Origin of the sequence: Rhodococcus sp. SJ-3 (assembly GCF_051918125.1) — a bacterium.
GTDB lineage: Bacteria > Actinomycetota > Actinomycetes > Mycobacteriales > Mycobacteriaceae > Rhodococcus.
Genome location: NZ_CM123306.1, coordinates 2,826,797 through 2,846,224 on the forward strand (window position 1 = coordinate 2,826,797; position 19,428 = coordinate 2,846,224).

Here is a 19,428-nt window from a genome sequence, read left to right on the forward strand (position 1 = left end):
GGAGGGCATGAGTGACTCCACCTTCGAAGCCGGTATCGACGAGATCGTAGGGGAGGACTTTTCGGATGCTCGCCTGCCGCGGCAGGAGTGGCGTCGTCAGGAGTACACCGGCTGCACTTTTCACGATGCGGACCTCACAGGGCTCCGGACGGAAGCGGTCACCTTCACCGACTGCGACTTCACAGGTGCGGATCTCACCGGGTCGACGCATTCCGGCGCGGCGTTCCGGAATTGCACCTTCGAGTACACGCAGTTGCGCGACAGCACCTTCCGGAACTCGACCTTTCTCGGTTCGGTCTTCCGCGACTGCCGGATGCGCCCGCTGATCTTCGACGAGGTCGACTTCAGTCTGACCTCACTCGGCGGTGTCGATCTCCGGAAGGCGGACCTGAGCGGTTGCCGATTGCGGGAGGCGAACCTGGTCGAGGCGGATCTGCGGGAAGCGCTGCTCGTCGGCGCTGACCTCAGCGGCGTGCGTGCGGGTGGGTTACGACTCGACGGAGCAGACCTGACAGGAGCGCGCGTCGACGCGATGCTCTGGGTTTCCGCGAGCCTGCGGGGCGCGAAGATCGATTTCGGGCAGGCGCTCGCGTACGCGGGGGCACAGGGCCTTCAGGTCGTGCAGGGCTGAGTCCCGGGGTGGTTCGACCTAGGACGGTTCCCGCGGCGTGAGCCCTCCGAGTTCGATGACGTACTCCTGTGCGGGCTCGTCCCAGGCCACGGAATAGGTCGTGGGGTAGGCGCCGGACTGTTGGTAAGCGGCGGGTTGGAGCAGATCCTCGTGGAGATCAGGTTTCGACGTGAGCCACTGCCGCGTCATCATCGGCTCGATGAACACGACCTTTCCGTCCCACGTTCCATGTAGCACGGTCTCGGTGAAGTGGTGGCCGGATTCGCGGGCGTCGAGCCAGTGCAGCCCCATCCCGGGAACGGTGCCCAGGAGTGGATCGTCGCCTGCGGTATATCCGTCGGGCAGATACCGAGGGTCGGGGAGTCGGGTCGACGCCTCGATGTAGCCCGGCGTCAGTGGATCGATCGCACGCCTGGCGGCCGCGTCGATCAGATAGAAGTGCACGTCGATGTGGGGGATGTCGAAGCCGTGCTCGGGGTTGTGACCGTGCGAATTCCAGTCCAGGGTCACGTGGTCGAAGATCGTGGTCGTGGCTTGTTCGGGTAGCGGCAGGACGTACTCCTGCGTGTGCGGCAGCATCCCGATCGGGAGTCCGTCGAGGGCGGCTGCGTCGAGGCGGACACCGACTGCGGTCGGTGTGCGGTCGTCGTCGAACGCCACATAGGTATGCGCGTTTCCTGCACCGACCGAGACCTCGTCGGCGCTGACGACACCGGACATCCCGCCTGCGTGTGCGGTGGGAGAGGTGGCCACGAGGAGTGCGCAGGCCGTGGCGAGGAGCGAGAGTGGGCGCGTTCGCATAGCCATGGTTCTCCTGTGGTGCATGAGGCCGGTGATTCGGATGGTATTTCCTGACGGCCGGTGCCGCGGCGGGTACGTTGAATCGTGATGTTCCGGTTCTGCCTGCCGGCGCCTCGGGACTTTATGCCTCGTTTTCTTGACCTATTCAAGAAAAGGTGGTGAAGTGTGATTGGTGACACAACGGAACTCGCGTTGTGAAACGCCAGGGACTGCCGCCGCTTCGCAGCCCGGAGTGGTAGCGCGACAACTGGATACGAACTTCGACTGAACGCGCGTATATCCACGCATGCCTACGGAGGGACGACAATGACCCAGGACAAGCTGACGACCGGCGCAGGTGCTCCCGTTCCCGACAATCAGAACGTCATCACCGCCGGACCGCGTGGTCCGCAACTGCTCCAGGACGTCTGGTTTCTCGAAAAACTCGCGCACTTCGACCGCGAGGTCATCCCCGAGCGCCGTATGCACGCGAAAGGCTCGGGTGCATACGGGACGTTCACGGTCACCAACGACATCACGCAGTACACCACTGCCAAGATCTTCTCCGAGGTCGGCAAGAAGACCGAACTGTTCGCCCGGTTCTCCACGGTGGCAGGCGAGCGCGGCGCTGCCGACGCCGAGCGCGACATTCGCGGCTTTGCGGTCAAGTTCTACACCGAAGACGGAAACTGGGACCTCGTGGGCAACAACACGCCGGTCTTCTTCTTCCGCGACCCGCTGAAGTTCCCCGACCTCAACCACGCCGTCAAGCGCGACCCGCGAACCAACCTGCGTAGTCCCAACAACAACTGGGATTTCTGGACCAGCCTCCCCGAGTCGCTACACCAGGTCACCATCGTCATGAGTGACCGTGGCATACCCGCTTCGTACCGGCACATGCACGGTTTCGGTTCACACACCTTCAGTTTCATCAATGCCCAGGGGGAGCGGTTCTGGGTGAAGTTCCATCACCGTGTCCAGCAGGGCATCAAGAATCTGACAGACGCGGAGGCTGCGGCCATCGTCGGCACCGACCGCGAGAGCGCTCAGCGTGATCTGTTCGATGCGATCGAGGCCGGTGACTTCCCGAAGTGGAAGCTGTGCGTGCAGATCATGCCCGAGGCAGACGCGGCGAAGGTGCCCTACCACCCGTTCGATCTGACGAAGGTCTGGCCGAAGGGCGACTACCCTCTCATCGAGGTCGGTGAGTGGGAGCTCAACCGCAACCCCGACAACTACTTCGCGGAAGTCGAGCAGGCCGCCTTCAACCCTGCACATGTGGTTCCCGGCATCAGTTTCTCGCCCGACAAGATGCTGCAGGGTCGTCTGTTCTCCTATGGCGATGCACAGCGATACCGGCTGGGAGTCAATCACTTCCAGATCCCGGTCAACGCACCGAGGAATGGGGTGAACAGTTTCCACCGCGACGGCGCGATGCGGGTCGACGGCAATCACGGCGGCAAGCTGCACTACGAGCCGAACAGTTACGGTCAGTGGCAGGAGCAGGCGGAATACCGCAATCCGCCTCAGTCGGTGGGCGACGTCGCCGACGCGTGGAATTTCCGCGAGGACGACGACAACTACTTCTCGCAGCCCCGCGTGTTGTTCAACAACATGAGTGACGAGCAGAAGCAGGCGTTGTTCGAAAACACTGCTCGCGCGATCGACGGCGCCGAGGAGATCGTGGTGCAGCGTCACATCGACAACTGCACGCAGTGCGACCCTGCCTACGGCGAGGGCGTCGCGAAGGCGATTGCTGCCCTCAAGGGAGAACGCCCCATCTAGGTCAGTTGTATGGATAGGGGCCGTCTGCGCACGCAGGCGGCCCCTACCGTCGAAACCGAGTCAGGTCGCCTTCCGTTCAGCGTCGACGAGGTCGCGCACCAGTGGCGCGACCTCGCCTGCGAAGCGTTCGAGGTCGTCGGCGGTGTCGCTCCCGAGAATGAAGGTGCTGGTGCCGTGAAGCAGCGCCACGTCGGCGAGTTGTTCGGCCCACACTCGTGGCGGACCGTTGAGAAACGAACCATCTGCGGCGTCGCCGAAGGTGCCGCTGACGTTGTACAGGCGGCGGATCGCAGCAGGGTCGCGACCCGCCTCGTGTGCAGCCGCGTCCACTCGCTCGGTCATCGCGCCGAGTGCGTCCGGTCCGGCATTGAAGGAACTCGGTAGCCATCCGTCGGCGTAGCGTCCCGCCACCGCCAGCATCCGCTTCCCATACGCGCCTAGCCAGATTCCGATGTCGTGTAGCGGGGCCGGTCCGCGCTTGGCGCCGTCGACGCTGTAGTGCTCGCCGCTGACACGTGCCGCACCGCGTTCGTCCGACCAGAGGGCTCGGATCACCGCGATGGCGTCGACGAGTGCGTCGACCGATTCTCCTGCGCCGCGTCGTGGCCCCCCGTTGGCAGCGATGGCGTCCCAGAAGCTCCCGGCTCCCATTCCGAGTTCGATACGCCCGCCGCTGAGCCGGTCGAGCGATGCGGCGCTGCGCGCGAGGATCGCTGGTCCTCGTAGCGGAAGATTCGCGACATTCGGAGAGATCGTCACGGTGTCGGTTCTTGCTGCAATCCAGGTCAGCAGAGTCCATGCGTCGAGGAAGCGGGGTTGGTACGGGTGGTCCTGGATGGTGACCAGGTCCAGTCCGGCACGTTCGGATCTTACGGCGAGGTCGACGACGATCGTGGGGTCGGCCGCGGTGGGCGTGAGAAAGCTTCCGAACCGGAGTTTCTGACCGTAGTCGGGCATAGGATGTTCCTTCCCTCGACGGAGTCGACCGTGTCCACCCTAGCCGGTGAGCACGGCCACACCGATCCTTTTCTTGACTAATTCCAGAAAAGAGGCATACTTGGTGGCATGCAGCGAACGGATGACTCACACTTCGACCCCAAGGAACAGCTTCGTTCCGTGGGTTTGCGGGTGACGGCTCCGCGAGTTGCAGTACTCGATATGGTTGCCCGGAACCCACATTCGGATGCCGATCAGGTTGCCGCCGCTGTGCGGGACGAGCTCGGCAAGGTCTCGACCCAGGCCGTCTACGACGTACTCAGAGCCTGCGTGGGCGCCGGACTCCTCCGGCGGATCGAGCCGGCCGGATCCCCGGCACGGTTCGAGACCCGCACCGGGGACAACCACCACCACCTGGTCTGCCGCAATTGCGGCACTGTCGTCGACGTCGACTGCGCCGTCGGCGCTGCGCCCTGCCTTACTCCGTCGGATGCCGGAGGCTTCGTCATCGACGAAGCCGAGGTGACCTTCTGGGGTTTGTGCCGGTCCTGCCGCTGAACTCTCATTCACTGATCCACTTCACGCACGGTGCCGCTCTCACGGACCGTGTCGACGCGTCGTACCCGCTCCCACGGGGAACCGCTCATCTGGAGGTCTCACATGACGAACACCCGTTTCACCACCAACAACGCCGGTAACCCTGTCGCCAGTGACGACACCTCGCTGACCGCGGGTGCGCAAGGTCCGATCCTGCTGCACGACCATTACCTCATCGAGAAGCTCGCACACTTCAACCGTGAACGTGTCCCCGAGCGAGTGGTCCACGCGAAGGGTGGTGGCGCATTCGGTGAACTCGTCGTGACCGAGGATGTGAGCGCCTACACGAAGGCGAAGCTGTTCCAGCCCGGCGTGAAAACTGAGTCGCTGGTGCGCTTTTCGACGGTCGCCGGTGAGCAGGGAAGTCCGGACACGTGGCGCGACCCGCGTGGTTTCGCGGTGCGGTTCTACACCGAGGACGGCAACTACGACCTCGTCGGCAACAACACACCGGTCTTCTTCATCAAGGATCCGATCAAGTTCCCCGACTTCATCCATTCGCAGAAGCGCCTACCCGGCTCCGGTCTGCGCGACCACACCATGCAGTGGGATTTCTGGACGCTGCGTCCCGAGACCGCGCATCAGGTGACCTGGCTGATGGGGGACCGCGGCATTCCGCGTACCTGGCGGCACATGGACGGCTTCGGCTCGCACACCTACCAGTGGATCAATGCCGCCGGTGAGCGATTCTGGGTGAAGTACCACTTCAAGACCGACCAGGGAATCGACACACTCACCGCTCCGGAGGCCGATGTGCTCGCAGGCACCGACCCCGATTACCACCGGTCCGATTTGTACCGGGCGATCGAACGAGGTGAGTTCCCCAGCTGGACGCTTCACGTGCAGGTGATGCCCGTTGCGGAGGCCGAGGATTATCGTTTCAACCCGTTCGATCTCACGAAGGTCTGGTCGCAGAAGGACTACCCGTTGATCAAGGTCGGTACCTGGACGCTGAACCGCAACCCACGCAACTTCTTCGCCGAGATCGAGCAGGCGACCTTTGCACCCTCGAATATCGTTCCGGGCATCGGCTTCTCGCCCGACAAGATGCTTCTCGGCCGTGTGTTCTCCTACGCGGACGCGCACCGCTACCGGGTCGGCGCCAACCACGGGCAGCTGCCGGTCAACACTCCGAAGAACAAGGTGGAGTCGTACTCGCAGGACGGCAACATGGCGTACTCGTTCAATGACCCGGCGACGCCGGTCTACGCCCCGAACAGCTTCGGCGGACCGCATGCCGACCCCGAGCGCGCGGGTGATGACGGGCTGTGGACCTTCGGTCCGGAGGCGGTGCGAGCTGCGTATGTGCAGCACGCGGAGGACGACGACTTCGGTCAGGCAGGCACGTTGGTCCGAGAGGTCATGGACGACGCCACGCGGGAACTCCTGGTCGGCAACATCGTCGGCCATGTCCTGGCCGGCACCTCAGAAGCCTTGTACGAGCGCATCTTCGAATACTGGCGCAACGTCGACCCAGATCTGGGCAAGAGGGTCGAGGTGGGCGTGCGGGCCGGAGGCGAGTGAGGTCTCGGGGTTTGTGCCCCGAGGCGTCAGGCCAGGCCCCACAAGTAGATCGCAACGGCCAGTGCCCAGACGATCAGAGACTGTGCGTCCATGGTGTGAACCCCCTAGGTCGGTTGATGATGAACCGTACAACCATCATGCCTCGCGACGGGTCCGGGGTCACGTCGGCGCCTCGGCCGACATGAGCATGTGACACCGGGCTTCGCCCGGATGTGGATTCGGCCACAGAATGATTCGGTCAGGAAGCATTCGGGCATGACAACTGTTGAACCCAGCGATATACGAAAAATGAGAGGAGTGCGAAAGATGAACAGCCCCATCAGCAGCACGCTGTCGGACGAGAACCGGAAGGTTGCCGCAGACGCCTTGCAGAACGTGCTCGTAGATGTGATCGATCTGAGTCTGATCGGCAAGCAGGCACACTGGAACGTCGTCGGGTCCCAGTTCCGCAGCATCCATCTCGACCTCGACGAACTCGTCGCCACTGCTCGCGAGTTCACCGATCAGGTGGCCGAGCGGCTGACCGCCATCGGTGTCAGCCCGGACGGCCGGGTCGCAACGGTTGCCCGTGAGAGCGGCACCAAGGGCTTCGGCGACGGCTGGAGCAAGGATACCGAGGTCGTCGCTTCGATCGTAGGTAATCTCGCAGCGGTCATTGCGCGCTTGCGTGAAGGTATCGAGGTCACCGGCGATGCAGACCCGGTCACACAGGATCTGCTGATCGGTCAGGCTGCTCGCCTCGAGCAGCTTCACTGGATGTGGCAGGCGCAGCTCGCCTGACCTGAACGATGAACTCGAAGGCCGCCCACCGTCTCGGTGGGCGGCCTTCGGTCGTTCCGGTGGGATTCGCCAGTGATCCGTGTGACAGGTGTGTCGGTAGTGGTTGCTAGGTTGGGTGTTCGATCCCCTCCGATCGGACGGGTGGCGGAGTTCGAACGAAAGGTGTTGTCCGACATGGTGATGGGACCTACCCATGCGGTATCCGGAGCGCTCGTCGGTCTCCTGGTCGCCGACGTGTTGCCGCGGGAATGGGGTGGCCCTACCTCGACGCCGGAGATTCTCGCCTTCGCGGGAGTCTGTGCCGGATCGGCGCTGCTGCCCGATCTCGATACGGCTCAATCGACCGTCGCGCGATCCTTCGGTCCGGTGAGTCAGGCCTTCGCGCGGGGCGTCGGCGCGGTCTCTGCGGCGTACTACAACGTCACGCGGGGGAGTAAGGACCGGAAGCGTACGGGTGGTCACCGCACCATGACGCACACGGCGTTGTTCGCGGCCCTGGCCGGAACAGGAGTGTCGCTACTGGTTGCTCAGTTCGGACGGAACGCGATCATCGGCGTCCTGTTCATCACCCTGGGTCTCGCGTTGCGCGGGTTGTTCGGCTCTTGGGCCAAGAAGTACGGATGGTTCGTCGTCACGCTTGTCGCTGCGATTCTCTCGATATTGATGTGGACAGCGTTCCCCGGGGATGTCGGGTCGACCGGATTGGGAGTTGCTGTCGCTCTCGGGTGCGTCACGCACTGTCTGGGTGACGCGATCACGAAGGAGGGGATCCCGTTCCTTGCTCCGTTCGTGCCGTGGCAAGGGAAGCGGTGGTGGGAGTTCAAACTTCCGCGTGCGATCTCCATCAGGGCCGGCGGACCGTTCGAGGTGGTGTTCCTCGGACCTGCGCTGACCGTCGCTGCGGCCGGGTTCGCTCTCTGGTCCGTCGAGGGTGTTCCGGACTACGTCTTCGGGGCGCTCGAGGCATCCGGTCTGGCGTTCTGAGTTTCGAAGCCACTGGCATCGAAAAGAAACTTGTTCTATTTTTGCTCCGTCCCGATTTCTCCACAGAACGGAGCTCATCCACGTGAGCGAACGAACCTCGAGCGTTGTCTTCGGTCGGCGTGGCTTCCTCGGCGCTGCTGCGGGTGCTGCGGCGCTTGCAGGGTTGGGCTGGGCCCCCGCCGGAGCCATCCCGCTCGGCGACCCGCGCGCGACCATCCCCGCACCTCCTGAGTTTCCCGCTGATATCCCGCTCGTTCAGCAGCGCTTCGAGAACTGGGCGAAGACCATCCGGTTCGACGCCGTGTGGACAGCCGCCGCGCGCGAACCGGGCGATGTCGTGCGCATTGCGAACTGGGCTCACGGCCACGGCTACTGTGTCCGTCCCAGAGGATCGATGCACAGTTGGAGCCCGCTCACTCTCGTGCCCGGTGAGAGTGCCGACAAGATCGTGCTCATCGACACCATCACGCATCTGAACTCTGTGAGCGTCGACGGAGGAGGTTCTCCGGCCACCGTGACTGCGGGTGGCGGCGCGAGCCTCGAATCGATCCTCTCGGCACTCCAGGCCGAAGGTCTCGGCTGGGCCAATTCACCGGCGATCGGCGACATCACCATCGCGGGGGCCCTGTCGATCGGTGCCCACGGCGCGACCTACCCCGCCGCAGGGGAACAGGCCGTCCCGGGGCAATCCTTCGGTTCCCTGTCGAACCTCATCGTCTCGCTCACCGCAGTGGTCTGGAACGCCACGGTGGGGGAGTACGAACTGCGAGAGTTCCGCCGTTCCGATCCGGACATCACACCCCTGCTCACCCACCTCGGCCGTACCTTCGTCACCTCTGTGACGCTGATGGCAGGTGTCAATTATCGGTTGCGTTGTCAGAGTTTCACCGACGTGCCGTGGCAGGAACTCTTCGCGCCGCCGGGTGCGCAAGGCCGGACGTTCGAGCGGTACGCAGAGGAGTCCGGACGCGTCGAGGCCATCTGGTTTCCGTTCACCGAAACCCCGTGGCTCAAGGTCTGGTCGGTCACTCCCGAGAAGCCGCCCACCTCACGCGAAGTGCACGGACCCTACAACTACTTCTTCACCGACAGCATCCCAGAATTGGTGACCACCCCGCTCGGTCAGGTGGTCAGCGGCAATCAGGCCATCACCCCGGCATTCGGTGCGTCGCAGTTCGGTGCCGTCGCGGCAGGTCTGAAGGCCACCGGCACCGAAGACCTCTGGGGCTGGTCGAAGGATCTGCTGTTCTATCTGCGGGCGACCACACTGCGCGTCATCGCGGGCGGCGGTGTGGTGGTGACGAAGCGCGAGAACATCGCGCAGGTCATCAACGAGTTCACGACGTGGTTGCACGCCCGGATGAGCGACTTCGCGTCGCAGGGGTTGTACCCCGTCAACGGCCCGTTCGAGGTGCGGATGTGCACGGTCGACAACCAGGACGAGGTGCTCGTCGCTTCTGCCGGCGCGCCGAATCTGTCACCTGTTCGGCCGCGGCCTGATCGGCCCGACTGGGACACTGCGATCTGGATGAACGTCGTGTCGCTTCCGGGCACAGCGGGTCTGCCCGAGTTCTTCCAGGAGATGGAGACGTGGATGGTCGCCAACTACTCCGGTGACTACGCGACGTTCCGCTCGGAGTGGTCCAAGGGCTGGGCGTTCGATGCCGAGGGCGGATATCGAAACCAGCAGTTCCTCGGCGACACCGTTCCTGCCATGTATCGCACCGGGCTGGGAATCGACGAGGGCTGGGACGCGGCGAGAGCGGCATTCGACCGGCACGATCCACATCGCGTCTTCAGCAATGGTTTCCTCGACACCTTGCTCTGACGCGGAAGCGGATTCACCCGGCGCGGGCACCACCGTGCCGGAATCCGATGTCGGGTACTCGGCACGGTGAATTCCGGTGTAGTTCATCTGAATGACGCAATACCTCCATCGGCATGGACAGCGCGATCACTACCGTCCCGTGAGTCTGTATTCGATCTTGTGGAGGTATGGGAAAATGAGCTCCGTAGTCACTGGTTCCGCACTGAATCATGGCTCCGCACTGAATCGCCGGGGTTTTCTCGGCCGTACTGCGCTTGCAGGTGTCGGCATTGCGTTCGCCGGAAGTCTCGACGCACTTGTGCGGCCGGGTATCGCGGCAGCGGCGCCAGGTGCTGTCGGCTACGGTCCACTCATTCCGGATCCCAATGGGCTGCTCGCGCTCCCGATCGGCTTCTCGTATACCGTGCTCGCGACGTCTGGGGAAACACTGCTCGACGACGGCAACCCGGTTCCGAGTAACCCGGATGCGCTGGGTGTGTTCGCGCGAGGCAACGGCGCTACGGTGGTGTCGAACCACGAAATCGGCGACGACGCGAGTGAAGACCCCTTCGCGGTCCCCGTGGTCGAGGGTCTGACCTATGACCCGGGTGCTCGTGGCGGCACCACCACGATCCTCGTCGGACCCGATGGTCGGCGCGAAGGTCAGTACGTCAGTCTCGCGGGCACCGTCGACAACTGCGCCGGCGGTATCACCCCGTGGGGCACGTGGTTGACGTGTGAGGAGACCGACGATCGCGCCGGCGACAACGGTCTGACCCGAGATCACGGCTATGTCTTCGAGGTCGACCCCGCGAGCGCGGAGGCGAACGTCGGCACCAGCCCGGTGCCGCTGACGTTCCTCGGCCGATTCGAGCACGAAGCCGTCGCTGTCGATCCCGGAACAAGCGCGATCTACCTCACCGAAGACGCCGACGAGCCCAATGGTCTGTTCTACCGATGGGTGCCCCCGCAGGGCTTTGTGGGCAGGCACGGAGCACTGCGCGAGCTGGCGCAGTCCGTCGGCGGCGACACGGCAGGAATGCTCCAGGCGATGAGTTGTTTCCAGGACGGCGCCTTCGTCACCGATCTGTCGCAGGCCACCGAGCCGGGAACGCGTTACGCCGTGCAGTGGGTCGACGTCCCCGACCGGAATGCGAACGACGCACCCATCCGTGAGCAGTTCGGAGATGGAGAAGTCACTCGGAGCCGCAAGCTCGAAGGTGCATGGTGGGGCGACGGCGGCGCGTACTTCGTTGCGAGTTACGCCCGTTTCGACGACGGCAGCATCGCCGAGCACGACGGGCAGGTGTGGTTCTACGACCCCGCTTCCGAGACTGCCGAGCTGAAGGTTCTCTTCGGCGTCAATCCGGATCCTTCTGTCGACACCGGCAACTACGACGGTCCCGACAACATCACCGTTTCTCCGCACGGCGGACTCGTCCTCGCCGAGGACGGCGATGGAGTCAGCCATCTGATCGGCGTCACGCCGAGTGGTGCACCGTTCTCGCTGGCGCGTAACGAGATGAATGACAGCGAGTTCTGCGGCCCTGCGTTCAGCGCTGACGGGCGGACGCTGTTCGTCAACATTCAGACGCCCGGCCTGACCCTGGCGATCACCGGCCCCTGGATCCGTCCGATCGGTTAGCCCGGGCTCCGACGGCGAGAGCGACGAGAAGTGGAGCCGCACACCGAGTGTGTGCGGCTCCACTTTTCGTTCGTCGGATGTCAGAGATCGAATTCCGCGGGGTTGATCCCGACCGCATGTGCAGCGCCGCGCACCGCGGCCTTCTCATGGTCGTCGAAGTGGCCGTCGGCGCCACCGATGATGATGCCGATCTGGATGACTGCGCGGGCCTGATCCGGCTTCGACTTCAACTTGGCGATCGTGGCGGTGGCTTCGACCTTGCCGAAATCGAAATCGGACTCCAGCTTGCTGCAGTACCAGTCGAACTTGTCGCGGAGTTCGTCCTTCGGAAACACCGCGAGGATGTCGTTGCTCATGATGAGCGCCGCGGTCTTCTGCCGTTCGGAGGGGTCGATGCTGCCGTCGGCAGCGGCGATCAGCGCGCACATCGCCATGCTGGCGTTCGCGAATTCTTTGTTCTTGAACTGATCCGTCTTGGTTTTGAGCTGTGCGCTCAGCTCGGTGGTCTTCGCCTTGAGTTGATCCCAGAACGCCATGGTGGCCCTTCGTGTCGGTGTTCGTGCACCAACCACTCTGCCATCGGATGTGAAGAAAGTGCTTTGTGAGGTCTGCGGCAGCTCGAGCCGTGGAGCGTAGTCCGGCCGCCGGTCACCGGAACGCGGCCTCTCCGGTCAGTGCTTTACCGATGGACAGCTGATGCATCTCGGAGGTGCCCTCGTACGTCAGCACCGATTCGAGGTTGTTGGCATGCCGGATGACCGGGTATTCGAGAGTGATGCCGTTCGCGCCGAGGATAGTGCGGCATTCACGCGCAATAGCGATGGCCTCACGGACGCTGTTGAGCTTGCCGGTACTGATCTGTTCGGGGGTGGCCTCGCCGCGGTCCTTGATCCGGCCGAGGTTGTAGGCGAGTAGATGGCCCTTACCGACCTCGAGCGCCATATCGGCGATCTTGGCCTGCGTCAGCTGGAACGACGCGAGTGGCTTGTCGAACACGATCCGCGACCGGGCGTAGTCGATGGCGGTTTCGAGGCAGTCGCGCGCAGCACCGAGCGCACCGAACGCGATGCCGAACCGTGCTTCGCCGAGGGCGGTCAGGGGGCCTCGCAAGCCCTTGGCGAGTGGCAACATCGCCGAGGACGGCAGCCGCACACCGTCGAGGACGAGTTCGGAGGTAACCGAGGCACGCAGCGACATCTTGGCGTGGATCTCGGGAGCGGAGAATCCCGGGCTGTCGGTGGGCACGACGAAACCCCGGATGCCTTTCGCGCCTTCGTCGAGGTCGGTCTGGGCCCACACCACGGCGACGTCGGCGATCGATCCGTTGGTGATCCACATCTTGGTACCGCTGAGGACCCAGTCGTCGCCGTCGCGCTTGGCGTTGGTGCGCATACCGGCAGGGTTGGAGCCGAAGTCGGGCTCGGTGAGACCGAAGCAGCCGATCGCCTCGCCTGTGGCCATCCGCGGCAGCCAGTCCTGCTTTTGCTCTTCGCTTCCCCAGTGGTGGATGGAGAACATCGCGAGGGAGCCTTGCACGGAGACGAGGCTGCGGATGCCGGAGTCGACGGCCTCGAGTTCGAGGCACGCAAGCCCGTAGGCGGTTGCACTCATTCCCGCGCAGCCGTATCCGTCGAGGTGCATGCCGAGCACACCGAGTCCGCCCAGTTCCTTGGCGAGGTCGCGGGCGGGGAGTTTCGCGTCCTCGAACCACTGGGCGATGTGCGGGCGGATGCGCCCGTTCGCGAACGTGCGGACGGTGTCGCGGATCTGGAGTTCCTCCGGCTCGAGAAGTGAGTCGAGGGCGAAGAGCTGTGTCAGGGACTGTGCGTTCGACATGTGTTTCTCCGGGTTCGAGGTGAGAAGCATCGTTTGTGCAATCGTATGCAAGAACGATTGCGAGAACGTTTGCATCACCTACGCTAAGGCGGATGATGCAGGTCGTCAACCCGGACCCGCGCAGACACGAACGAGCAGGAGAGCCGAATGGCCCGACCCGACCGCGCACCGACTCTCAAAGAGATCGCCGAGCGCGCCGGTGTGCACGTCTCGACAGCATCGCGGGTGCTCCGCCAGCCCGAGCCCGTCGACGGATGGTCGGAGTCCGCGCAACGTGTGCGCGAGGCAGCGCAGCAGCTGGGTTACCGGCCCAATCTGTGGGCGGCGAGCCTGCGCACCCGCAAGACCACCACGCTCGGCGTCGTGATGCCCAGACTGACCGACGGCGTCGTCGCCACGACGTACCAGGGCATCGAGGAAGCGGCCGAGGGCGCCGGATACTCGGTGCTGTTGTCGAGTCCTCCCGACGACCTCGATGCGCAGCGCCGCTCCATCTCGTTGCTCGTGGGGCGGCAGGTCGACGGTCTACTGCTCAGCAGCCTGCACATTCCCGGAGGTCCGTTCGTCGAGTCGCTCGCGCTCGGCCCCCTCCCGCTGCTGTGCGTCACCAGACATGCAGACGCGGGACTGCCTTTCGTCGTCGGCGACGACTACCGGGGCGGGTGCCTTGCCGCGCAACATCTGCTCGACCGCGCGTACTCGGATGTCGCGATCATCGCAGGCCCCGACCACGCGAGCACCGCTCGGGACCGGCGTGACGGTTTCGTCGACACTCTCGAGCGTGCGTCGGTCTCGTTGCGTCCCGAGTGGATCGTCCGGTCGGGTTTCGATGTGACGGGGGGAGTCGAGGCCGCTCGCGTGCTGCTGGATCGCCCGGATCGCCCGCGCGCGGTCTTCGCGGTCAGCGACACGATCGCGATCGGTGTCCTCGGGGTCGCGCGCGATCTCGGCCTCACGATCCCCGACGACCTCGCCCTGGTCGGTTACAACGACATCCCCATCGCCGAGCAGTTGCCCGTCCCGCTGACCACGGTCCGCTCGCCCGCCCACGAGATCGGGGCCGTCGCGGTGCGCAGCCTGCTCGAACTCGTGCAAGGGCGCGCAGTGGAGTCCACGAGACTCCCGGTCGAACTTGTCGCGCGGAGATCGACCTGATCCGCCCTTTCGTTCGGTCACTGCTGGACAACGCCACGGTGACCGAGGACGATCACGCACGTGACGAACGGCGATGCGCAGCGACTCCGAGACCTCGTCCTGTTGCGCCGTGTCCGCGACCGCATGGATCGCGAGTATGCCCAGCCACTCGACGTGGACGCACTCGCGCGCGGGGTGGGCATGTCGGCGGGGCATCTGAGTCGCCAGTTCAAGAAAGCCTATGGCGAATCGCCGTACTCGTACCTGATGACCCGCCGGATCGAACGGGCGATGACGCTGCTGCGCCGCGGTGATCTCAGTGTCACCGATGTGTGCTTCGAAGTCGGTTGTTCCTCGCTGGGGACCTTCAGCACCCGCTTCGCCGAACTGGTCGGTATGCCGCCGAGTGTCTACAAGGACATGGCTGCGTACGGGACGGAAGGGATACCGGCCTGTGTCGCGAAGCAGGTGACGAGACCGATCAGGAATCGAGAAGCGCAGGTGTCCGGACGTCGCTAGCGTTGGCGCCATGGACATCACCATTCACTACACATTCCTCCCGCACACCGATCCGGAAGCGTCCCTGGCGTTCTACCGCGACACACTCGGATTCGAGGTCCGCAAGGACGTCGGCTACGAGAACATGAGGTGGATCACGATCGGGCCCCCCAACCAGCCCGAGACATCCATCGTCCTGAACCCGCCTGCCGCAGACCCCACTATCAGCGACGACGAACGCAACACCATCCTCGAGTTGATGGCGAAAGGGAACTACGGCGCCCTCACCCTGGCCACGGACGACCTAGACGGACTCTTCGCGAAACTCGAAGGCAGTGGTGCCGAGGTTCTCCAGGAACCGATGGATCAGGATTACGGTGTGCGCGACTGCGCCTTCCGTGACCCCGCGGGAAATCTGATCCGGATCAACGAAACCAGCTGAACTGCAATATCTTCACACTTCACATCGCTATATGTCAGAGCAAGTCCGACTGCCGATATCTATTGATCCGGCTGACGCTGCAGTAACCGCGTGGCACAGTCGAGCAGGTCACTACTGCGGCCTCCGGAGCGAGGTTCCGGACAGAGAAACGGAGACACCGATGACGCCGTCCGCCAGGACGAACACCCAGTCGCGTGAACTGAACGCCGCTGACAGTCACGACCGGATCCTCGTCCACGGGGCGCGGGTGAACAACCTCCGCGATGTCAGCATCGAGATCCCGAAAAGACGGCTGACGGTATTCACGGGTGTCTCCGGATCCGGCAAGAGTTCGCTGGTGTTCGGCACGATCGCCGCGGAGTCGCAGAGGCTGATCAACGAGACCTACAGTGCGTTCGTGCAGGGGTTCATGCCGAACATGGCCCGGCCCGATGTGGACGTCCTCGACGGGTTGACGACGGCGATCCTCGTCGACCAGGAACGTATGGGCGCCAATCCGCGATCCACCGTCGGCACCGCAACCGACGCCAACGCAATGCTGCGCATCCTCTTCAGCAGGGCGGGTAAGCCGCATATCGGTTCGCCCCAGGCGTTTTCGTTCAATGTCGCTTCGATGAGCGGTGCCGGTGCAGTATCGATGGAACGCGGTGGCCGAACAGTGAAGGAACGTCGCTCCTTCACCATCACCGGCGGAATGTGCCTGCGTTGCGAAGGTCGGGGATCGGTCTCCGACTTCGATCTGACGGCGCTGTACGACGAAACCAGATCGCTCAACGAAGGTGCGCTGACAATCCCCGGCTACAGCATGGAAGGCTGGTACGGACGGATCTACCGCGGTTGCGGCTTCTTCGATCCCGACAAGCCGATCGCGAAATTCACGAAGAAGCAGCTGAACGATCTCCTCTACAAGGAACCGACGAGGATCAAGGTCGAAGGCGTCAACGTGACCTTCGAGGGGCTGATCCCGAAGATTCAGAAGTCGTTCCTGTCCAAGGACCGAGAGGCGATGCAGCCGCACATCCGCGCATTCGTGGATCGTGCGATCACATTCTCGGTCTGCCCCGAGTGCGACGGCACGCGGCTCACGGAGGACGCTCGATCGTCGAAGATCAAGGGGCTGAGCATCGCAGACGTGTGCTCGATGCAGATCAGCGATCTCGCCGAGTGGGTTCGAAATCTGGACGAACCATCGTTGGGCCCCCTGCTCGACAATCTGCGGCAGAACCTCGATTCGTTCGTCGACATCGGCCTGGGATACCTGTCGCTCGAACGCCCGGCAGGCACGCTTTCCGGTGGTGAGGCCCAACGCACCAAGCTGATCCGGCACCTCGGGTCGTCCCTGACCGATGTCACCTATGTCTTCGACGAGCCGACGATCGGACTCCATCCACACGACATCGCACGGATGAACGATCTGCTGCTTCAACTGCGCGACAAGGGCAACACCGTGCTCGTCGTCGAACACAAGCCCGAGGTCATGGCGATCGCCGACCATGTCGTGGACCTCGGCCCGCGCGCAGGCACCGAGGGTGGTGAGGTGATGTTCGAGGGCACGTTCGACGGTTTGCGCAAGAGCGACACCCTCACCGGGAAGCACCTCGACGACCGTGCCTCGCTGAAGTCGTCGGTGCGCACGGGAGTGGGCGCACTCGAAGTGCGCGGCGCCGACACCAACAATCTCCGCAACGTCGACGTCGATATCCCCCTCGGAGTACTGGTGGTGCTGACCGGTGTCGCGGGGTCGGGGAAGAGTTCGCTCATCGGTGGCTCGGTGGCCGGCCGCGACGGCGTGGTCACAATCGATCAGGGCGCGATCAAAGGCTCGAGGCGCAGCAACCCCGCGACGTACACGGGCATGCTCGATTCGATCCGCAAGGCCTTCGCGAAGGCCAACGGCGTCAAGCCGGCGCTGTTCAGCGCGAACTCGGAAGGCGCGTGTCCCAACTGCAACGGCGCGGGCGTCGTCTACTCCGACCTCGCGATGATGGCCGGAGTCGCGACACCCTGCGAGGTGTGTGACGGAAAGCGTTTCCTGGCGGAGGTGCTCGAGTACAAGTTCGGTGGCAAGGACATCAGCGAGATCCTGCGGATGTCTGTCGCCGAAGCCGAGGAATTCTTCGGATCTGCGGACTCGAAGATCCCGGCGGCCCACAAGATCCTGGATCGCCTGGTGGACGTCGGACTCGGTTACATCAAGGTCGGGCAGCCGCTGACGACGCTTTCCGGTGGCGAACGGCAGCGGCTGAAACTGGCCACCCACATGGGGGAGAAGGGGGACATCTACATCCTCGACGAACCCACCACCGGCCTCCACCTCGCCGACGTCGAGAATCTGCTCGGCCTGCTCGACCGTCTCGTCGATTCCGGTAAGTCCGTCATCGTCATCGAGCACCATCAGGCGGTCATGGCGCACGCCGACTGGATCATCGATCTCGGTCCCGGTGCGGGCCACGATGGCGGCAGCATCGTGTTCGAGGGGACACCGGCGGATCTCGTTGCTTCGCGGTCGACGCTTACCGGTGAGCATCTGGCGGAGTACGTGGGGGCGTGAAGGGACTCCGATCAACGCGATCGGGCGCATTCTCCGGCTGGAGAATGCGCCCGATCGGCTGTTTCACGAGTCGGGGTGGCGGGATTCGAACCCACGACCTCTTCGTCCCGAACGACCCCTTCTCGGGAAACAGTGAGATATGGCGAATGTGAGCTGCGTGAGTAGGAGGCGCCCGACCAGCACATTCGACCGTTGGTGAGATGAGGAAGAAATGGCGAGTCGGAGTAGTCCTGCGGACCCGCTGCGGACCCGGAGGGGCGAGCCCTGCGACTCCGCATGCGGCCGGTCGTGCTTTCGATCCAGGCGTCAGTGGTCTGGCACGCACAGCCTGGTAGAGGATTGCGGCTCGATGTAGATGAAGAAGATGTCCCTCCGCCCCGCGAAGTACTGACCAGGCGGTCTTCCAGGGCGCCGCACATGACGATCAGCGGCGATTGCCTCCCTTTGCCCATCCGAAGGTCTCAACCGTCGATCGACCGCTCTTGCGGCGCCGGTAATCCGGTCTGACCGCAATTGCGTTTGAGGCACCACGGCTCAATAGTCTGCTCCTCGCCGAGCATCGCCGGGCCAACCCAACAGAACCCCACGGATCCGAGGTCTGGGACGTCGACATCTTGGACGACAAGGAGCAAGGGCACAGGGCCGCTTTCCTGCATAATCTCCGAATGATCCTGGACTTCTTGCGATCCAACGCTGGCCTGTACACGCAGTACACGGCGGCGTTCGTCTTCCAATTCGTGGGCGTGGCGCTTGTCATACGGGATCTTTTCCGCAGTCGAGCCAACGAACGCTTGCTGAGGCAGAACTTGGGTGTCATCTCGAAGGTGTACTCCGAGGTCGAGACGCACTCAGGACCGCACTCTTTGGAAGTCGCACGGGGGGACGAGTCCTGGGCGACGATGATCAGGCCGGTCCTCGAGGTCGACATGCGAGGGAATCTGGTCTGGCAGGCGCTAGGCCAGGTGGTCGGTTACCTGGATGCCAGCAAGGAGCCCCGCAAGACTTTGACGTGGATCGGGCCCGTCGCCCTGGGGCTCGGCATTGTGTTGGGATGGGTAGCGAGCATGTTTGCAATCCGGTAGCCGCTACCGCTGGAACGTCCGTGCACGGCGACTTCAGAGATCCGACCCTTGGATGACCGGACCCGACAAGACCCTTTGCCCGACCGTGGGCATGGTCCCGAGAGCTGCGGATTTTAGTCAGAATCCGCCCGTCCCGCCTGGTGATATGGGGTGACACCGGCGCAAGGTTCATGCAGGTGAGGTGGGGTTCGAGTGCCATCAAATGATGGCTCGTCACGTGGTCACACACGTCGTCTGTGACCACTCGGTGACCGCCCTCTGAGTGGTACGTGCTCGGCGAGTTCCCCGAGGTTCCTGACAAGATGCCAGACTCCCCGACGCCTGCGCGGAGACGACCTCCGCGGAGGCACGGGGCCAGCGGGCTGATGCTCAGAAGTGAGTGACAGCCAGCAGCTCTGGGTACCGGTCAGCCCGGC

The 19,428-nt window shown here is 63.8% G+C and carries 17 protein-coding genes; 13 read left to right on the forward strand and 4 right to left on the reverse strand.

What is annotated here, in order from left to right; translation table 11 throughout:
* The first annotated feature begins 7 nt into the window (after positions 1 to 7).
* The gene (locus ACTDXD_RS13035) at positions 8 to 631 is read left to right on the forward strand and encodes a pentapeptide repeat-containing protein (RefSeq protein ID WP_440127404.1); all 624 of its coding nucleotides are present in this window, start codon (positions 8 to 10) and stop codon (positions 629 to 631) included.
* 18 nt (positions 632 to 649) lie between these two features.
* Here ACTDXD_RS13035 and ACTDXD_RS13040 read toward each other — a convergent pair whose 3' ends face one another.
* Entirely contained in the window at positions 650 to 1,438 is a 789-nt protein-coding gene (locus tag ACTDXD_RS13040) for a DUF5602 domain-containing protein (protein WP_440127405.1), read from the reverse strand.
* Between the two features lie 300 nt (positions 1,439 to 1,738).
* Between ACTDXD_RS13040 and ACTDXD_RS13045 the strand changes: the two genes are divergently transcribed.
* A complete protein-coding gene (locus tag ACTDXD_RS13045; RefSeq protein ID WP_440127406.1) occupies positions 1,739 to 3,196 on the forward strand; it encodes a catalase in 1,458 nt (485 codons plus the stop codon).
* Between the two features lie 60 nt (positions 3,197 to 3,256).
* Here ACTDXD_RS13045 and ACTDXD_RS13050 read toward each other — a convergent pair whose 3' ends face one another.
* Positions 3,257 to 4,153 (reverse strand): LLM class flavin-dependent oxidoreductase, encoded by an 897-nt coding sequence (locus ACTDXD_RS13050; RefSeq protein WP_440127407.1) that lies wholly within the window; start codon positions 4,151 to 4,153, stop codon positions 3,257 to 3,259.
* Positions 4,154 to 4,261: 108 nt separating this feature from the next.
* Between ACTDXD_RS13050 and ACTDXD_RS13055 the strand changes: the two genes are divergently transcribed.
* The 6 genes from ACTDXD_RS13055 to ACTDXD_RS13080 all read left to right on the forward strand — a co-directional run bounded on the left by ACTDXD_RS13055 (position 4,262) and on the right by ACTDXD_RS13080 (position 11,469).
* Positions 4,262 to 4,690 (forward strand): Fur family transcriptional regulator, encoded by a 429-nt coding sequence (locus ACTDXD_RS13055; RefSeq protein ID WP_440127408.1) that lies wholly within the window; start codon positions 4,262 to 4,264, stop codon positions 4,688 to 4,690.
* A 102-nt stretch (positions 4,691 to 4,792) separates the two neighbouring features.
* On the forward strand, positions 4,793 to 6,253 hold the full coding sequence (locus ACTDXD_RS13060; protein ID WP_440127409.1) for a catalase: 1,461 nt from the start codon (positions 4,793 to 4,795) through the stop codon (positions 6,251 to 6,253).
* 306 nt (positions 6,254 to 6,559) lie between these two features.
* Complete coding sequence (locus ACTDXD_RS13065; RefSeq protein ID WP_440127410.1) at positions 6,560 to 7,033, forward strand: Dps family protein; 474 nt, start codon at positions 6,560 to 6,562, stop codon at positions 7,031 to 7,033.
* Between the two features lie 174 nt (positions 7,034 to 7,207).
* Positions 7,208 to 8,017: a metal-dependent hydrolase gene (locus ACTDXD_RS13070; RefSeq protein ID WP_440127411.1), complete on the forward strand. Its 810-nt coding sequence runs from the start codon at positions 7,208 to 7,210 to the stop codon at positions 8,015 to 8,017.
* A gap of 82 nt (positions 8,018 to 8,099) precedes the next feature.
* Positions 8,100 to 9,845 (forward strand): cholesterol oxidase substrate-binding domain-containing protein, encoded by a 1,746-nt coding sequence (locus ACTDXD_RS13075; protein WP_440127412.1) that lies wholly within the window; start codon positions 8,100 to 8,102, stop codon positions 9,843 to 9,845.
* Between the two features lie 175 nt (positions 9,846 to 10,020).
* Positions 10,021 to 11,469, forward strand: a complete 1,449-nt coding sequence (locus ACTDXD_RS13080) for an alkaline phosphatase PhoX (RefSeq protein WP_440127413.1) — start codon at positions 10,021 to 10,023, stop codon at positions 11,467 to 11,469.
* 80 nt (positions 11,470 to 11,549) lie between these two features.
* On the opposite strand, the gene ACTDXD_RS13085 is transcribed toward ACTDXD_RS13080, so the two are convergent.
* Together ACTDXD_RS13085 and ACTDXD_RS13090 are read right to left on the reverse strand one after the other, a co-directional pair.
* Positions 11,550 to 12,005 carry a tellurite resistance TerB family protein gene (locus tag ACTDXD_RS13085; protein ID WP_440127414.1) on the reverse strand — a complete coding sequence of 152 codons (456 nt, stop codon included), beginning with the start codon at positions 12,003 to 12,005 and terminating at the stop codon, positions 11,550 to 11,552.
* A gap of 112 nt (positions 12,006 to 12,117) precedes the next feature.
* Entirely contained in the window at positions 12,118 to 13,305 is a 1,188-nt protein-coding gene (locus ACTDXD_RS13090; RefSeq protein WP_440127415.1) for an acyl-CoA dehydrogenase family protein, read from the reverse strand.
* 147 nt (positions 13,306 to 13,452) lie between these two features.
* On the opposite strand from ACTDXD_RS13090, the gene ACTDXD_RS13095 reads away from it, so the two are divergent.
* The 5 genes from ACTDXD_RS13095 to ACTDXD_RS13115 all read left to right on the forward strand — a co-directional run bounded on the left by ACTDXD_RS13095 (position 13,453) and on the right by ACTDXD_RS13115 (position 19,012).
* Positions 13,453 to 14,460, forward strand: a complete 1,008-nt coding sequence (locus tag ACTDXD_RS13095; protein ID WP_440127416.1) for a LacI family DNA-binding transcriptional regulator — start codon at positions 13,453 to 13,455, stop codon at positions 14,458 to 14,460.
* A gap of 60 nt (positions 14,461 to 14,520) precedes the next feature.
* A complete protein-coding gene (locus tag ACTDXD_RS13100) occupies positions 14,521 to 14,958 on the forward strand; it encodes a helix-turn-helix transcriptional regulator (RefSeq protein WP_440127417.1) in 438 nt (145 codons plus the stop codon).
* 10 nt (positions 14,959 to 14,968) lie between these two features.
* Positions 14,969 to 15,379: a VOC family protein gene (locus ACTDXD_RS13105; protein WP_440127418.1), complete on the forward strand. Its 411-nt coding sequence runs from the start codon at positions 14,969 to 14,971 to the stop codon at positions 15,377 to 15,379.
* A gap of 160 nt (positions 15,380 to 15,539) precedes the next feature.
* Positions 15,540 to 17,930, forward strand: coding sequence for an ATP-binding cassette domain-containing protein (locus ACTDXD_RS13110; RefSeq protein WP_440127419.1), 2,391 nt, complete (start codon positions 15,540 to 15,542; stop codon positions 17,928 to 17,930).
* Positions 17,931 to 18,595: 665 nt separating this feature from the next.
* Positions 18,596 to 19,012, forward strand: coding sequence for a hypothetical protein (locus ACTDXD_RS13115; RefSeq protein WP_440127420.1), 417 nt, complete (start codon positions 18,596 to 18,598; stop codon positions 19,010 to 19,012).
* The last annotated feature ends 416 nt before the right edge of the window (positions 19,013 to 19,428 follow it).